Raw genomic sequence first — 14804 nt, forward strand, 5'->3', positions numbered from 1 at the left:
TCGCGGGCGTTAGTCCTTCTCATTTGTTTATTTTTACTCCTTTTCGAAACTCTGTTACACTCTCACGTCGGTCGAATTTACCGACCGATTACTCACGCCGTAGTTAATTTCTTATTAATTTACTCGAAAAGATTATGCCGGTGTGTGAGCGAGGGTTCGGTATGATACGCGTGGGCGTCAACGGGTACGGCACGATCGGGAAGCGGGTCGCGGACGCGGTCGCGGCCCAGCCCGACATGGAGGTCGTCGGCGTGGCGAAGGCGAGCCCCAACTACGGCGCCGAGGCCGCGATCCGACGCGGGTACGACCTCTACGCGGCGATCGCCGACCGCGCCGACGAGTTCGAGGCCGCGGGGCTCGGCGTGGCGGGAACGCTCACCGACCTGCTCGGCGCCGTCGACGTCGTCGTCGACTGCTGTCCCTCCGGAATCGGCGAGCGCAACCGAGCGACGTACGCGGCCCACGACGTGCCGGCGATCTACCAGGGCGGCGAGGACGCCGCCGTCGCCGACGCCTCGTTCAACGCGCGGGGGAGCTACGGGGCCGCCCGCGACGCCGACTCGCTCCGCGTCGTCTCCTGTAACTCCACCGGGCTCTCCCGGATCCTCGCCCCCCTCGACGAGACGTACGGCATCGAGAAGGCGCGCGTGACGCTCGTCCGCCGCGGCGGCGACCCGAGCGAGACCGACCGGGGGCCCATCAACGACGTCGTGCCGGATCCGAAGACAGTCCCCTCCCACCACGGTCCCGACGTGAACACGATCCTCCCGGACGTCGACGTCGACACGGCCGCGCTGAAGGCCCCCGTCACGGCGATGCACACCCACAGCGTGAACGTCACTCTCGAGGAGGAGCCGAGCGCGGCCGCGGTCAGGGACCTCCTCGCCGACGAGAGCCGCGTGTTCATGATCCCCGAACGCGCCGGGATCGACGGCGCCGGAGCGCTGAAGGACTACGCCGCCGATATCGGGCGTCCGCGCGGCGACCTCTGGGAGAACTGCGTCTGGGCGGAGTCGATAAGCGTCGAGGGCCGGGACCTGTACCTGTTTCAGAACGTCCACCAGGAGGCCGACGTGGTCCCCGAGAACGTCGACGCGATCCGGGCGCTGATGACCGACACGCCGCGCGCGGAGTCGGTCGCGCGGACCGACGAATCGCTCGGGGTGGGCCTCGACAGCCTGCTCTCCGACGGCGGCGGCGTCCGGAGCCCGCTCACGGCCGACGACTGACTCGCCCCGCTCGGTCGACGACCGCTCTTATTCCGCCGGTCGCGTCACGAGGTACGTCCGCCCGCCGCGCCGTTCCAGCGCCACCTCGCTCCCGCGCACGCGGTTCGTCCGGACGAGGTCGGCGATCCGATCCGTTCGACAGTCGGTGACGTCTTTCCGCGTCGGCGTCGCGTACCGCGGTCGGGTCTGGGTACTCGCGCTCATACTTCGGATGTCGAGCGGAACGCCCCTATAAGCGAGCCATGCCCGGAGTGAAAGTGAAAGTGAAGGGCTCGACGGCGGAACCCGCCGATCCCGCGTTCGCGTTCGGGTTTCGGCTCGCGACCCCCCCCGCGGAGTTCCCCGCCGGGCTCTCGCCGAGCTACCGTCGAAGCCCCGCCTCCTCGTCGCCCTCGACGAACCGCACGGTGAAGTAGTCGTACCCGCCGTAGGCGGCGTCGAGCGCGCCGAGCCACCAGTTCCAGCGCTCGACGAGCGAGGAGCCGTCGGGCGCGTCGTCGAGGTGGTCGACCACGCCCGAGACGGTGAGCGCGTGTCCCCGGTCCTCGGAGGGTCGACCGGAGTCGGCGAGGTCGCAGGCCGCCCGGGAAACGGCCCGCCGTTCGGCCGCGGTCCCGTCGAACGCCTCCGCCAGCGCGCTCTCAAGACGCTTTCTGTCCATGTGCGACGTTAGGAGGCCCGGCTATATGAGTCGCGTGGTGGGGGGTGACATATCCGGTGTCGACGAGGGGCCCCACCGGCGCCTCGGGAGGGATCACAACCGCGCCGCGAGCGCCACGAAGAGGAGGCTGAACGGCGCCGTCAGGAGCGCCAACAGCACGCCGGCCGCGGTCTCGCCCGCCGCGACGGCCATCGCGAAGCCCGCGACGAGCGAGGCGGACCCCAGCGCCGCGAGGATAACGCGTTCCGCGACGCTGGCGCGGTCGGGCCCGTCGCTCCGCGCGAGCGCCTCGGCGAGCCCCCGCTCGACGTCGTCCGCCAGTTCGGTCGGGACGACCAGCCACGGGGTCGAACGATACCACGCGTTGCCGCGGTAGGCGACCAGGAAGACGGTCGTCCACGGGAGGTCGATCCGGCGCGTCCGGACCGCGGCCCCGAGGTCGTCGGTGCGCGTTCGACCGTGGCTCCGGTACGTTCGCTCCACGCTCAGCGCGGCCGGATCGAGTCGCACGTCGGTTCCCCGCGAGCCCGCGAGCGCCGGCGCGAACGCGAGCAGCGCGAGGAGCAGCGGCACGACCCCCTGGAACAGCGACGGAGCGCCCGGGAGCGGGCCGCCCCCGGTCGCCGCGACGACGACGGCGAGGACGGCTCCCGCTCCGGCGAGGGTCCAGCCGAGACGGAACCGAGCGGGATCGAACGAGTAGTCGCCGAACTGCGACCGGAGCTCTCGGCGTCGTTCCGGGGAGGTCCGGTCGTACGCGATGATCCAGTAGAGCAGCGACACCGGCCCGCCGACGAGGAGGATGACGCCCACCGCCCACATCGACGGCGGGGGCCAGTCGCCCTCGACCAGCGAGGCACCCACCCCGATCGCGAGGACCGCGAGTGCCGCGAGGAGGAGTCCGCCCGCGACGATGATTCCGCCGAACGCCGCTGAACGCAGTCGATCGAAGCGGACCGGACCCCACTCGACGGCGTCCGGTGATTTCGAGGGCTCGGTCGAGTCGCCCGCGGTGTCGGCATCCGCGTCGACTGCCGAGACCGTCTCCTCGACCGAGCGGGGCGAATCGGAGGGCACGCCGTGGCTGTAGCGGGGTGAGCGGCTTAAACCCCGACACCAGCGCCGTCCCGGCGATTACTTACCCCCTCACCCGCTATCGCGACGCATGACAGACTGGCGCGCCGTCGGCTACGGGTTCGCGGTGATGCTGATCGCCGGACTGCTCGCGACGTTCGCGCCGGTGGTCGGCCACGTCGGCGCCGGGCTGATCGGCGGCTTCGTCGCCGGCTACGTCGCCGGCGGCGGCCTCCTCTCCGGGACGTGGCACGGACTCCTGGCCGGCTCCGTGAGCGGCGTCGTCGTCACGCTGCTGCTGGCCGCGTTCGGCGGGCTCGTCGGGCTCGCGGGCGGCCCGATCGGGAGCCTGCTCGGTGGCGCCGGCGTGCTGGTCGTCGGGCTGTTCGTGACGTTCCTGTTCGCGGTCGACTCGGCGCTCGCGGGCGCGATCGGCGGCGTGCTCGGGGACTGAGTCGGCTTTTTTGATTCGGTTCAGATTGGTGGTGTCGGTGGGTGTGTTTTACCGGTTGGCGCGCGCCTCCGAGGCCGCCTTGCGGCCGAGGAGCGCGCGCGAGGGAGTCGCGAACGGCGTGGCGCGTAGCGCCACGAGCAGCCGGCGCGAAGCGCCGGCGACGAAGTGAGCGACGAGGCTGGGGAGGGACGAGGTGCGGTGCTGTGCGGGGCGGGACTCAAAGGGGCAGTCGCGAGGCGGGCGCAGGCGTTCACGAGAGCAAAGCTCTCGTGAGCCAATCAGAACGCTTCGCGTTCTGATGACGACCAAAGGACCGCAGAGAACGAGCGGAGCGAGTGAGCGAGGACCGCAGCGAGCGTGCGCCCGCCTCGCGACTGGGGCTTTGAAGTTGTTCGTCGTCGATCCCGAGGCGGTTATTTATAAGCGAGGGCCGGGGCGTTACCGGTGTTTTGCCGCCGAACCGCCACCATCTGTTTATGAAAGGACGGCCGAAGAAGCGACCGAAACCGCTACTCGTCGACCGGGGACGCTCTACGCGCTCTCGGCCGCGTCGAGGACGGCCTCGTAGTCGGGCTCGTTGGTCGGGTCGTCGGCGACCCAGTCGTAGACGACCTCGCCCTCCGCGTCGAGGACGAAGACGGCGCGGTTGGCGATGCCGTAGAGGCCGAGCTCGGCGATGTCCATCTCGAGGTCGTACGCCCGGATCGCGTCGCCGCCCATGTCGCTCACGAGGTCGAACTCGATCCCGTGTTCCTCGCGGAACGCCCCCTGAGAGAACGGGGAGTCCGCGCTGATCCCGAAGACGGTCGCGCCGGCCGCGTCGAAGGCGTCGGCGTGCTCCTGGAACGCGACCATCTCGTTCGTGCACGGCGGGGTGAACGCCCCGGGGAAGAACGCCAGCACCACCGGCCCGTCGCCGAGGTGGTCGTCGAGCTCGAACGGTTCGTGGTCGCTCGTGCCGATCTTCGCGGAGATGTCGGGTGCGGTGTCGCCAGTGGATACCATCGCTACCGAATAGGGGCGATTCACGCAAAAGGCTTGTCGCGACCACGTTCGGTGCCGGTATCGGCGCCGTCGGGCGTGGGGCGCTCGGCGGGCCCGGCGGGCTCCGCCGGCTACTCCCGGTCGAGGTACTCCTGTTGAATCGCGACGACCTCGGCCGAGTCCTCGCAGTCGGCGTACCGCCGGAGCGGCTCCTCGTTGAGGTCGAGGAACGTCTCGCCCCACGTGAACTTCGCCATGATCCGTTCCGCGTGGTCGGGCTCGCCGAGGATGTGGAGGGCGGCGGCGAACGCCTCCACCGTCGTGAGCTGCATCGGCCGGCCGAAGTTCACGGGGTTGCCGGCGACGAGGTACGGGAGCGCTCGGTGCTCGCCGGGTAGCGAGAAGGTCTTTTCGCCGGCCGATTCCCACGAGCAGTCCAGCGCGACGAGCGCGTTGTCGCGGGCGAGGTCGGCGTCCGCGGGCGAGAGCGCCCGCTCGGCGTGGGGGTTGAGCACGACTCCGTAGGGCGTGGCGCGGTCGGAGCGGTGCAGCTCCGCGAGGTCGAACCGCGCGAGCTTCCGGGCCGTGCACTTCTCGGGGTCGTCGTCGCCCTCGTACCGGACGTGGAGGTCCACACGTACGAAATCGGCTGAGTCAGTTATAAGACGTGCGGAGCGGTCGGAACCCGCCCTGCGGTCCTGAGTGTTCGTTTATAACTGAACTGACGAAACGAGCGTGACGCTACGCGCCGCGGGTAGTCGACGCCCGCCGCCGTTGAAGGGGTGTTAGTGCGTTGAGGCTCCGACGGACGCGATCGTAGGCGTCGCGACGCCGACGCTCACGAAGAGCGAACTCGCGGGGGTCCCGCGCTCGCGGGCGAGCGAACACGGGCAGTAATAATAGCGACTAGCCACGGCTCTGACAGGTGGGCGAAAATGACGGCTGACACTGTAATTCACGACGCGGTCGTTCTCACGGTGGACGAGCGAAATCGGCTCTACGAGCGAGGAACGGTGCTCATCGAGGACGGCCGAATCACCGACGTGCGTTCGTCCCGGGACGATGACGCAGACATCGCGGCCGACCGCGTCGTCGACGGCGAGGGCACGCTCGTGATGCCGGGGCTCGTCAACGCGCACACCCACCTCGAACTGACGCCGCTGCTCGGCGCGTTCAGCGACCTCGACCTCGCGGAGATGATGAGCGGGATGACCGCCATTTTCGGACACATCGCCGAGGGCGAGTACGGCTACGTCACCGAGGCGGGGTACGAACTCGCTGCGCTGAACTTCCTCACCGGCGGGGTCACGACCGTCAACTCGATGGACGTCCGTCCGAGCGCGGGCGCGGAGACGTTCGGCGAAGCGGGCCTGCGCGGGTTCTTCGGGATGGCGCTCTCCGACCTCTTCTGGGACGTCCCCGTCGGAGAGCAGTTCGACCGGGCCCGCGAGTTCATCGACGAGTACCACGGCGCGTACAACGGCCGGATCCGGGCGACGATCGACCCCCACGACGACTGGTCGTGTACCCGTGAACTGTGGGAACGGACCGCCGACCTCGCCGCCGAACACCCAGATCTGCTCGTCCACACCCACCTGCTCGAACTGGAGGCGAGCAACGCGATGGCGCGGTCGAACGGCGCCGCGGACTCGCTCGGGCTCCTCGATGAGGTCGGGCTCCTCGACGACCGGCTGGTGGCCGCGCACTTCCGGCTCGCCGACGACGAGGACATCCGGCGCACCGCCGAGGCGAACGCGTCGGTGGCGCACTGCCCGTCGATCTTCTGTTACTGGAACACGGACGGCGACGTGCAGTGGACGCCGGTGCCGGAGCTGCGCGACGCGGGCGTCGACGTCGGCCTGGGCATCGACGACCACTACTGGCACGACTCCTACAGCCTGTTCGGCGAGGCGCGGCAGGCCCGGCTCGCGGCGAATCTCAAGCGCTCGGCCGGCCAGTACGACTCGATGGAACTCGTACGCATGCTCACCATCGACGGGGCAGAGGCGCTCGGGGTCGGCGACGAGATCGGAAGTCTCGAACCCGGTAAGCGCGCCGACGTCATTCTGCTGGACGTCGACAAGCCGAAATTCACGCCGCTGACTAACGTTCCGGCGCAGGTGGCGAATAACGCGGCGCCGGCTGACGTGGAGACCGTGATCGTGGACGGCGACGTGCTCATGGAGACCGGCGACGTGAAGACGATGGATGCCGATGCGGTGCGAGACCGCGTCGAGGCCGCAGTCGACCGGTTCGAGTCGGAAACGGAGTGGGAACTCGGTATCGGTGAGGCAGAGCCGCCGAGCACGACGGCCGTCGTCCGCGACCTGCCGAAGCGCGGCCCCAGTCGGTTGCTCGGCCGACTCGCGTTCCAGTCGCTCAGAGACAGATTCCCGCTCTGACACGGATACGAGGGAGGTCGTTCGACGACGACCGCGCTCAGTCGCCGCCGGGGTCCCGGGCTGGCCATACGGCGGCTTTTCGGCCGAAACGAACATCCCCTGAGCAATAGCTGCGTGCCGAACCCGCGCCCTCTGTCCAGCACGAGTGTTCGACCAGCTGACAGGGACTTCGACAGGGCCGACTCTCATCGATCGATACGGCGTCCGTCACGGAGAGCGACTCGGTGCGAGAGAGCAACAACACCATAAACGCGACCTCCGTACCGAGCCGTAAGCGATTGACACTCCATCATCAGGTCGCGTCGGGAAACGAACTGAGGCTGCACCACCGTCTCCGTTCGGGCCGGTGTGATATCGGACGCGAAGCGGACGCGCCGCCACGAGAATATGACCGATAACTGCCACCTATGTGGTCGAGAGGTCCGGTCTTCCGCGTTCGAGACCGTCGACGGACGGTCGTTCTGTTCGAGCGGATGCCGAGACGTGTACGCGACGCTCGGCGCTTCCGACGGCTCCGAGGCCGCCCGAACCTCGACTGAGACCGAGAGTGCGCGGAGCGACGACGCTGATGCTCCCGATCGGAGCGGTTTTCGAACGTTCTTCCGGATTGACGGGATGCACTCCGCGACGTGCGAGGCGTATCTCGAATCGCTCGCCGAGAGCCGGGAGGGCGTGACCGATGCCGAGGCGAGTTACGTCACGGAGACCATCCGAGTCGAACACGACCCCGACACCGTGTCGAAGGCGTCGCTGCGTGACGCGCTGAGTACCCTCGGATACACGGCGTACCTCCGCGAAGCCGCCTCGACAGACACGAGCGATACCGGCGGAACGACGCGCCGAGCGCGAGAGATGGGCGGCATTCGGAAGCGCCGCGACGATCAGCTCCTGGGAATGCGATACTCCGTCGGGTTCCTCTTCGGTGCGTTTCTGCTGGTCCCGTACGTCGCGATCCTCTACCCGGCGCACCTCGCGTCGATATTCGACTGGCAAGCGCTCGCCGTCTTCCAGGGCGCGTTCCGGCTCGACAGTCAGGGAGCGTTCGTCTTCCTCCGGCTGTATTTCGTGATGACCGGACTCATTCTGGTCTTTACCGGTCTCCCGGTGCTGCGTGGCGCGTACATCAGTCTCAAGATGCGGCGCCCGAACACGGACCTGCTAGTCGCGATCACCGCGACCAGCGCGTACGCGTACAGCACGGTCGCCGTCATCCTCGGTCGGAACGACATCTTCTACGACCTCGCGATCGTCGTCACGGCCGCGGTCACCGCGGCGGCGTTCTACGAGTCGTCGATCAAGCAACGCGCGCTCGACCGCCTGACCGAGCTCACGATATCGCAAGTCGAGCGCGCACGGACGTCCGACGCCGAGGGGGGAACGCGGGAAGTTCGCGTCGAGGACCTCGATGCGGACGATACCGTCCTCGTTCGACAGGGCGAACGAGTCCCCGTAGACGGCGAACTGGTCGACGACGGCTGCACCGTCGACGAATCGATCGTCACCGGTGAGTCGCTACCGGTGCCGAAACGCGCCGGAGACGAGGTCATCGGGGGATCGATCGTCACGGACGGAGCCGCCCTGATCCGCGTCGGCCCGGACCTGACGAGCAGCATCGATCGGATAACGACCGCCGTCTGGGACCTCCAGAGCGCGACTCACGGCGTGCAACGCCACGCTGACCGACTCGCGTCGCGCGCGGTGCTCCTCGTCGTCGGAGCCGCCGTTGCGATCGGCGGCGCTGGCGCGCTCGCGTTCGGTGTGACCGTCTCAGACGCGGTCCTCCTCGCACTACTGGTCCTCCTCGCCGGGTCGCCGTGGGCCCTCGGACTCGCGACGCCGCTCTCGGTTGCCAAGAGCCTCGCGAGCGCGCTCCGTCACGGGATCATCATCTTCGACGAGACGGTCTTCGAACGGCTTCGAGATGTCGACATCGTCGTCTTCGACAAGACGGGGACCCTCACGACCGGCGAGATGGAGGTGATCGAGGCGAACGCCCCCGCGGAGCTACTCGACGCCGTCGCAGCGCTCGAGCAGCGGGCGTCACACCCCGCTGCAAACGCCATCACCACGGCCTTCGCCGACGAGAGCGCGGTCCAGGGAAGCCTCGACGCCGGCCGGATAAGCGAGTTCACGAACCACCGGTCCGGTATCGAGGGGGTGATCGACGGAACGACGTATCTCGTCGGAAACCTCGGGCTCTTCGCGGAACGGGGATGGACCGTGGACGACGACATTCGGTCCCGCGTCGCCGACGCTCGGGGGTTCGGTCAGCTTCCGGTCGTCGTCGGTCGCGACGGGACGGCAGAGGGACTGATCGTCGTGGGCGATGAGCCTCGAGACGGCTGGGACGACACGATATCTCGACTCGGTGCGCGGGACACGGATATCGTCGTCCTGACCGGCGACGACGAAGAAGCGACGGATTTCTTCACGCGGCACGAGGACGTGACGCACGTCTTCGCGACGGTCCCGCCGGAAGGGAAGACGGCGACGATCCGACGGCTCAAATCGGACGGCCAAGTCGCGATGGTCGGCGACGGCACCAACGACGCCCCGGCGCTCGCCGCCGCCGACCTCGGCATTTCGTTGGGCGGCGGCACGGCGTTGGCCGCCGACGCCGCCGACGTCGCGATCGTCGACAACGACATCCGCTCCGTCGAGACGGCCTTCGACCTCGCGGCTGCGGCTCGTCGCCGCGTGAAACAGAACAACTTCCTCGCGTTCTCCTACAACGGGATCGCGCTCTTGGCGTTGGCCGTCGGGTTCTTCAACCCGCTGTCAGCGGCGGTCGCGGTCATCGCCGGCGGCGGTCTGGTCGCGGCGAACACTCGGCGGAAGTTGCTTCGGTAGCGGGACTCCACCACGCGAGTATGCAGACGAGCGACCGCGTTTACGACACGGGAACCGAGCCTGAACGACACCGGCACCGGGCGGACGGTATCGATGTCGTGCGGCGGCCCCCGTCGGACTCCTCAGGACGTGATCGGTGTCGACGGCCGTGCCGCATGCGGCGGGCGTGTCGGTCGCGACGTCTCGCGAACACCCGGTTCGAGGTCCGGTGAGGTATCAGCGCGGGCCGGCTACTCCGGCACATCCCCCGTCGTGTCCTCCGGTTTGGCCGAGAGGTAGCCACCAAACGCGAGCAACCAGAGAATGAGCGGATAGACGACCCACCGCTCGATTCCGCCGCTCCCGAGGAATTCGAGCGGATGGGGGCCACCGACGACCAATCCGAAAACGAAGACGCTGACGAGAACGAGGAAAGAGACTCCGCCGAGCAACCCGCAGAGGAACGAGAACGGTCGGGGGACTACCCGGGCGGAGAGGAGGACCGTGATCCCTCCCGCAAAAAACGTGAGGAGCGCGAACAGTCCGTGCCACGGGGTCACGTTACCGGGGAAGACCCCGACGCCGAACGCGCCGAATCCGAAGACGGCCAGCGCGAATGGGAACCCGCGACGGTCCAGTACCCGGTACAGCAGGTACGCCGAGAGGACTACTACCGCTCCCGTCAGGAGCATCGTGGAATTGAAGATCGTCGCCGAGGGTTCGTGTATCACCGGGTCGGGCGGGCGTGTCGACCCCAGATCGCTGATATCCTGTCGGGTCGAATAGCTCGGATAGAGGACCTCCGCCGTGATGATCCCCATGAATCCGATGACTCCCGACACGGCGAGACCGAAGCCCGCTATCGACCGTTCCGAGAGTCCGAGCCGGGACCGGAGAGAGGCAGTTTGGCTCATCGACTGCACGTTCGCACGGAACGGAGAAATAATTATTTGTTTGACATGAGGTGGCTCACCCGCACGCGTCGTCCGTAATTCGGCGCGCTGATTCTGGCAGCCGCTGGGCGTTTCGACGGGCCCGATACCGTCAAACCGGCCCGGTACCGGCGGGGTTTTTCCTCGTCGCACCCCAGTGGATCGTATGGAGCTGTTCGCCGTCCCGGACCTCCCGGAGATCCGGGAGGGAGACGACCTCGCGGCCATGATCGGTGAGCGGGTCGACCTCCGCGAGGACGACGTCGTCGTCGTCGCCAGCACCGTCGTCTCCAAGGCCGAGGGGCGGACGTTCGACCTCGACGAGTTCCCGGCCGGGCCGCGGGCGAACGAAGTCGCCGGTCGGCTCGCGGAGATCTCGGGCGAGGAGAAGGACCCGCGCTTCGCCCAGGCCGTCATCGAGGAGTCGACGGAGCTGATCATGGAGGCCCCGTTCCTCCTGACGGCGACGCGCTTCGGCCACATCGGCGTCAACGCCGGTATCGACCGGTCGAACGTCCCCGACGGCGACCTGCTGCTGCTCCCGGAGCGCCCCACCGAGAGCGCGGAGCGGATCCGCGAGGGCGTCGCGGCCGACCGCGTGGTCGTCAGCGACACCTGCGGGCGCCCGTTCCGACACGGCCAACGCGGGGTCGCGATCGGCTGGGCCGGCCTGCCGGCGAGCCGCGACTGGCGCGGCGAGCGCGACCGCGACGGCCGGGAGATGGGCGTCACCGTCCAGAACGTGATCGACGAGCTCGCGTCGGCGGCAAACCTCGTCGCCGGCGAGGGCGCGGGCGGGACGCCCGTCGTCGTCGCCCGCGACTGGTCGTTCGGCGACCACGAGGGCTCGGACAGCCACTTCCGCGAGGTCGAGGGCGACTTCGTCCGCCAGGCGCTGCGCGACTGGCGCTACGAGGACCGCTGACACGGAGCTACGAGGACCGCTGATACGGAGCTACGAGGACACCTGACATGCTCGGCATCGAACTCACTCCCGAACACGACCTGCACCGCCTCGTCGACCTCGGCGTCCGCGCCGAGGAGGCCGGCTACGACGCCGTCTACTCGACGTGCCACTACAACAACCGCGACCCGTGGGCGTTCCTCTCGCAGCTCGCGACCGCCACGGAGTCGGTCCGAGTCGGCCCGGGCGTCGCGAACCCGTACGAGACACATCCCGTGACGCTCGCCTCGAAGGTCGCCACCCTTGACGAGCTCTCCGAGGGGCGTGCCGTCTTCGGGGTCGGCCCCGGCGACCCCTCCACGCTCGCGAACCTCGAGCTCGCCGACGAGCGCGGGCTCCGCCCCGTCCTGGAGGCGTTCAAGACCGCTCAGAAGCTCTGGGCCGGCGAGCGCGTCGACCACGACGGCACCTTCGACGCCAGCGAGGCGGGGCTCAACTACGAGCCGCCGCAGGGCGCCGCGATTCCGGTCCACGTCGGCGGCGAGGGCCCGCACATGTGCCGGATGGCCGCGAAGCACGCCGACGGCCTGCTGTACAACGGTTCCCACCCGAAGGACCTCGCCTGGGCCCGCGAGCAGGTCGACGACGGGCTCGGAGACCGACCGGACCATCGCGGCGACTTCGACCTGATCGCGTACGCCGCGGTCTCGATCGACGAGGACGAGGACGCGGCCCGCGAGGCGGCCCGTCCGCCGGTCGCCTTTATCACCGCGGGCGCGGCGCCGCCGGTCCTGCAGCGGCACGGGATCGATGCCGACGCGGCGAGCGAGATCGGCGATCGCGTCTCGACCGGCGACTTCTCCGCGGCGTTCGACCTCGTCACCCCCGAGATGGTCGACGCCTTCTGTATGGCCGGCTCGCCCGAGACCGTCCGCGAGCGCGCGGCCGCCGTCGCGGAGCACGCCGACGGACTCGTCGTCGGGTCGCCGCTCGGCCCGGACTTGGAGTCGGCGGTCGACCTCGCGGCCGACGCCGTCGACGGTCTCTTTTAAAAACACCGGACGATCTCACGACCGGGGAACAGAGAATCGCTCGTGAGAACTCGGGGGTGAGGTTCTTAAGCCGGTTCCACACAGTTCGAGGCATGTCGACAGACCGAGAGCAACGCTCGGGGGTTCGGGACCGGTACGAGTCGCTCCTCTGGGGGACGATGGACCGTCTCGGCGTCTCCGAATCGATAGAGCGGAAGATCGTGACGGCCGTCGGGATCCAGTTTCTCGTCACCGTCGGGATCTTTCTCACGCCGATCCTCTTCTCCGGGACGCTCGCGTCCGCCGTCTCCGGAGCGCTGTTCCTCGGAGCGATCGCTGCGATCTACAACACCCTCCTCATCGTGCGGCGGGACTTCGTCGCGCCACTCAAGCGGTTGGAGGCCGGGGCGGACGCGATCGCGGCCGGCGACGTCCGAGCGGCGGAGAGCCGCGGCCCCGCGGGGGCGGTCGGCGCAGACCAGCCGGACGAGATCGGGAGTCTCGTGAACTCGTTCGCCGAGGTCGAGCGCTACCTCGGCACCGTCTCGGCGCAGGCCGAGGCGCTCGCGGCGCGGGAGTTCGACGATCCGGTCCTCGACGAGGAGGTGCCGGGCGGCTTCGGCGACGCCCTCGACGAGATGGCCGCGAACATGACGGCGTACACGGCCGAGCTGGAGTCGGTGGTCGACGCGTTCGACGACGCGGCTCAGCGCGCGCAGGACGGCGACCTCACCGCGACGATCGACGCGGAATCGCTCGCCACCGACGACGACAGATACGACGACCTCGTCGAGAACTACAACCGGCTCGTCGCCACGCTCGGCGGGACGATCGGCGAGGTCCGTTCGTTCACCGACGACGTCGCGGCGGCGAGCGACGACGTGCGGGCGAGCATGGACGAGGTCGACGACGCGAGCGAGGAGGTGGCGCGGTCGGTACAGGAGATCTCGGACGGCGCGAGCGAACAGACGAGCGACCTGGAGGCGGTCTCGGCCGAGATGAGCACGCTCTCGGCGACCGTCGAAGAGATCGCGGCCTCCGCCGACGACGCGGCGACGACCGCCCGGAGCGCCGCGGACCGGGGGCGGGACGGACGAGAGGAGGCCGCCGAGGCGATCGCGGAGCTTGAAGCGCTCGAATCCCGGATCGGGGAGACGGCGACCGCGGTCGAGGACCTCGTCGACCGGATCGGCGAGATCGACGAGATCGCTGCCGTGATCGACGGAATCGCGGAGGAGACGAACCTGCTCGCGCTGAACGCCTCGATCGAGGCCGCCCGGGCCGACGGTTCCGGCCAGGGGTTCGCGGTGGTCGCGGACGAGGTGAAGGCGCTCGCCGAGGAGACCCGGGAGGAGGCCGCGGCGATCTCGGACCGCATCGACGAGGTGCAGACCGCCTCGGCCGACACGGCCGACGACGTCGACGCGATGGAGTCGCAGGTGTCCGAGAGCGTCGGCGCCGTCGAGTCCACGCTCCGGGAGTTCGAGGAGGTCGTCGAGGACGTGACCGTCGTCGACGAGACGGTCCAGGAGATCAGCGAGGCGACCGACGACCAGGCCCGGACGACGCAGGAGGTCGTCGACATGGTCGAGGACGTCGCGTCGGTGAGCGGCCAGACCGCGACCGAGGCCGAGACCGTCGCCGCGGCGGCGGAGGAGCAGACCGCGAGCGTCTCGGAGGTGACCGACAGGGCACACGCGCTCTCCGATCGGTCCGACGAGCTGCTCGCGCGGCTCGACCGGTTCGAGGTGCCGGCCGAGCGCGCTACGGGGGCGTCGAGTTCGACCGGAGCGGGCGCGCAGTCGGAGTCCGGATCGGGCGCACAGACGCGGCCGACTCCGACCGACGACTGATACCGGTCGCGACTCCGGGCGACGGCGACCTACCGAATCGACGGCGGCTTACCGAATCGATCGCGACTTACTGCTCCGACCGCCCGCGGCCGCCCAGCGAGGGAAGCGTCACGCCGATCTCTTGGAGGAGCGCCCCGACAGCGGTGTAGCCGAGCGCGGCCACGGAGGCGACGATCAGGACCTGTCCGACGAGGACGAGCAGCGCTGAGAGGGGGTCTCCGGCGCCGAGGATGAGGTCGTTCAGGAAGACGTCGACGAAGCGGCCGACGTCGCCGACCAGCCGTGCGAAGAAGTCGATGAGCGCGAACATGATCCAACGTTTCTCCGCGGGGTACTTGGGTGTTGAGTTCCCGGCCGTTCCTCGTTCGGCGGTGACCGCGCCGCGGCTCCGGGGAGCGCCGTCGCGATAGCGGTCCCTCCCGACCCGGTTCCGGTAACCGAACGTCTTACA

At 68.9% G+C, this 14804-nt stretch carries 14 protein-coding genes; 7 read left to right on the plus strand and 7 right to left on the minus strand.

Translation table 11 applies throughout. From position 1 onward, the window contains the following. Window positions 1-161 precede the first annotated feature (161 nt). Window positions 162-1229, plus strand: coding sequence for a type II glyceraldehyde-3-phosphate dehydrogenase (locus Hrr1229_RS13600; protein WP_123112397.1), 1068 nt, complete (start codon window positions 162-164; stop codon window positions 1227-1229). A 27-nt stretch (window positions 1230-1256) separates the two neighbouring features. Here the strand turns inward: Hrr1229_RS13600 and Hrr1229_RS13605 are convergent, their stop codons facing one another. From Hrr1229_RS13605 to Hrr1229_RS13615, 3 genes are all read right to left on the minus strand, one after another. Then, window positions 1257-1433, minus strand: coding sequence for a hypothetical protein (locus Hrr1229_RS13605; protein WP_176329416.1), 177 nt, complete (start codon window positions 1431-1433; stop codon window positions 1257-1259). Between the two features lie 157 nt (window positions 1434-1590). Then, window positions 1591-1890: a hypothetical protein gene (locus tag Hrr1229_RS13610; protein WP_123112396.1), complete on the minus strand. Its 300-nt coding sequence runs from the start codon at window positions 1888-1890 to the stop codon at window positions 1591-1593. A 93-nt stretch (window positions 1891-1983) separates the two neighbouring features. Next, window positions 1984-2967: a hypothetical protein gene (locus Hrr1229_RS13615; protein ID WP_123112395.1), complete on the minus strand. Its 984-nt coding sequence runs from the start codon at window positions 2965-2967 to the stop codon at window positions 1984-1986. A gap of 88 nt (window positions 2968-3055) precedes the next feature. Here Hrr1229_RS13615 and Hrr1229_RS13620 point away from each other — a divergent pair, with 88 nt between their 5' ends. Then, window positions 3056-3418, plus strand: coding sequence for a DUF5518 domain-containing protein (locus Hrr1229_RS13620; RefSeq protein ID WP_123112394.1), 363 nt, complete (start codon window positions 3056-3058; stop codon window positions 3416-3418). A gap of 531 nt (window positions 3419-3949) precedes the next feature. Here Hrr1229_RS13620 and Hrr1229_RS13625 read toward each other — a convergent pair. Continuing rightward, complete coding sequence (locus tag Hrr1229_RS13625; protein WP_123112393.1) at window positions 3950-4423, minus strand: redoxin domain-containing protein; 474 nt, start codon at window positions 4421-4423, stop codon at window positions 3950-3952. Window positions 4424-4533: 110 nt separating this feature from the next. Continuing rightward, a complete protein-coding gene (locus tag Hrr1229_RS13630) occupies window positions 4534-5037 on the minus strand; it encodes a DUF367 family protein (RefSeq protein ID WP_123112392.1) in 504 nt (167 codons plus the stop codon). Between the two features lie 300 nt (window positions 5038-5337). Between Hrr1229_RS13630 and Hrr1229_RS13635 the strand changes: the two genes are divergently transcribed. Together Hrr1229_RS13635 and Hrr1229_RS13640 are read left to right on the plus strand one after the other, a co-directional pair. Continuing rightward, window positions 5338-6804 carry an amidohydrolase family protein gene (locus Hrr1229_RS13635; protein ID WP_123112391.1) on the plus strand — a complete coding sequence of 489 codons (1467 nt, stop codon included), beginning with the start codon at window positions 5338-5340 and terminating at the stop codon, window positions 6802-6804. 615 nt (window positions 6805-7419) lie between these two features. Then, complete coding sequence (locus Hrr1229_RS13640; RefSeq protein ID WP_255212511.1) at window positions 7420-9654, plus strand: heavy metal translocating P-type ATPase; 2235 nt, start codon at window positions 7420-7422, stop codon at window positions 9652-9654. Between the two features lie 230 nt (window positions 9655-9884). On the opposite strand, the gene Hrr1229_RS13645 is transcribed toward Hrr1229_RS13640, so the two are convergent. After that, window positions 9885-10547, minus strand: coding sequence for a DUF998 domain-containing protein (locus Hrr1229_RS13645; protein ID WP_123112389.1), 663 nt, complete (start codon window positions 10545-10547; stop codon window positions 9885-9887). Between the two features lie 184 nt (window positions 10548-10731). Here Hrr1229_RS13645 and Hrr1229_RS13650 point away from each other — a divergent pair, with 184 nt between their 5' ends. From Hrr1229_RS13650 to Hrr1229_RS13660, 3 genes are all read left to right on the plus strand, one after another. Beyond that, complete coding sequence (locus tag Hrr1229_RS13650; protein ID WP_123112388.1) at window positions 10732-11490, plus strand: coenzyme F420-0:L-glutamate ligase; 759 nt, start codon at window positions 10732-10734, stop codon at window positions 11488-11490. Window positions 11491-11537: 47 nt separating this feature from the next. Beyond that, a complete protein-coding gene (locus Hrr1229_RS13655) occupies window positions 11538-12521 on the plus strand; it encodes a 5,10-methylenetetrahydromethanopterin reductase (protein ID WP_123112387.1) in 984 nt (327 codons plus the stop codon). Window positions 12522-12679: 158 nt separating this feature from the next. Further along, window positions 12680-14353: a methyl-accepting chemotaxis protein gene (locus Hrr1229_RS13660; RefSeq protein WP_123114824.1), complete on the plus strand. Its 1674-nt coding sequence runs from the start codon at window positions 12680-12682 to the stop codon at window positions 14351-14353. Between the two features lie 67 nt (window positions 14354-14420). Here the strand turns inward: Hrr1229_RS13660 and Hrr1229_RS13665 are convergent, their stop codons facing one another. Then, window positions 14421-14663 carry a hypothetical protein gene (locus Hrr1229_RS13665; protein WP_123114823.1) on the minus strand — a complete coding sequence of 81 codons (243 nt, stop codon included), beginning with the start codon at window positions 14661-14663 and terminating at the stop codon, window positions 14421-14423. Between the last annotated feature and the right edge of the window lie 141 nt (window positions 14664-14804).

Origin of the sequence: Halorubrum sp. CBA1229, assembly GCF_003721435.2 — an archaeon.
Classification (GTDB): domain Archaea; phylum Halobacteriota; class Halobacteria; order Halobacteriales; family Haloferacaceae; genus Halorubrum.

Excerpts from the sequence above, each read along its gene's own strand:
- Hrr1229_RS13600 (WP_123112397.1), top strand. The coding sequence starts at position 162 with ATGATACGCGTGGGCGTCAACGGGTACGGCACGATCGGGAAGCGGGTC.
- Hrr1229_RS13605 (WP_176329416.1), bottom strand. The coding sequence starts at position 1,433 with ATGAGCGCGAGTACCCAGACCCGACCGCGGTACGCGACGCCGACGCGG.
- Hrr1229_RS13610 (WP_123112396.1), bottom strand. The coding sequence starts at position 1,890 with ATGGACAGAAAGCGTCTTGAGAGCGCGCTGGCGGAGGCGTTCGACGGG.
- Hrr1229_RS13620 (WP_123112394.1), top strand. The coding sequence starts at position 3,056 with ATGACAGACTGGCGCGCCGTCGGCTACGGGTTCGCGGTGATGCTGATC.
- Hrr1229_RS13625 (WP_123112393.1), bottom strand. The coding sequence starts at position 4,423 with ATGGTATCCACTGGCGACACCGCACCCGACATCTCCGCGAAGATCGGC.
- Hrr1229_RS13635 (WP_123112391.1), top strand. The coding sequence starts at position 5,338 with ATGACGGCTGACACTGTAATTCACGACGCGGTCGTTCTCACGGTGGAC.
- Hrr1229_RS13640 (WP_255212511.1), top strand. The coding sequence starts at position 7,420 with ATGCACTCCGCGACGTGCGAGGCGTATCTCGAATCGCTCGCCGAGAGC.
- Hrr1229_RS13645 (WP_123112389.1), bottom strand. The coding sequence starts at position 10,547 with ATGAGCCAAACTGCCTCTCTCCGGTCCCGGCTCGGACTCTCGGAACGG.
- Hrr1229_RS13650 (WP_123112388.1), top strand. The coding sequence starts at position 10,732 with ATGGAGCTGTTCGCCGTCCCGGACCTCCCGGAGATCCGGGAGGGAGAC.
- Hrr1229_RS13655 (WP_123112387.1), top strand. The coding sequence starts at position 11,538 with ATGCTCGGCATCGAACTCACTCCCGAACACGACCTGCACCGCCTCGTC.
- Hrr1229_RS13660 (WP_123114824.1), top strand. The coding sequence starts at position 12,680 with ATGGACCGTCTCGGCGTCTCCGAATCGATAGAGCGGAAGATCGTGACG.
- Hrr1229_RS13665 (WP_123114823.1), bottom strand. The coding sequence starts at position 14,663 with ATGTTCGCGCTCATCGACTTCTTCGCACGGCTGGTCGGCGACGTCGGC.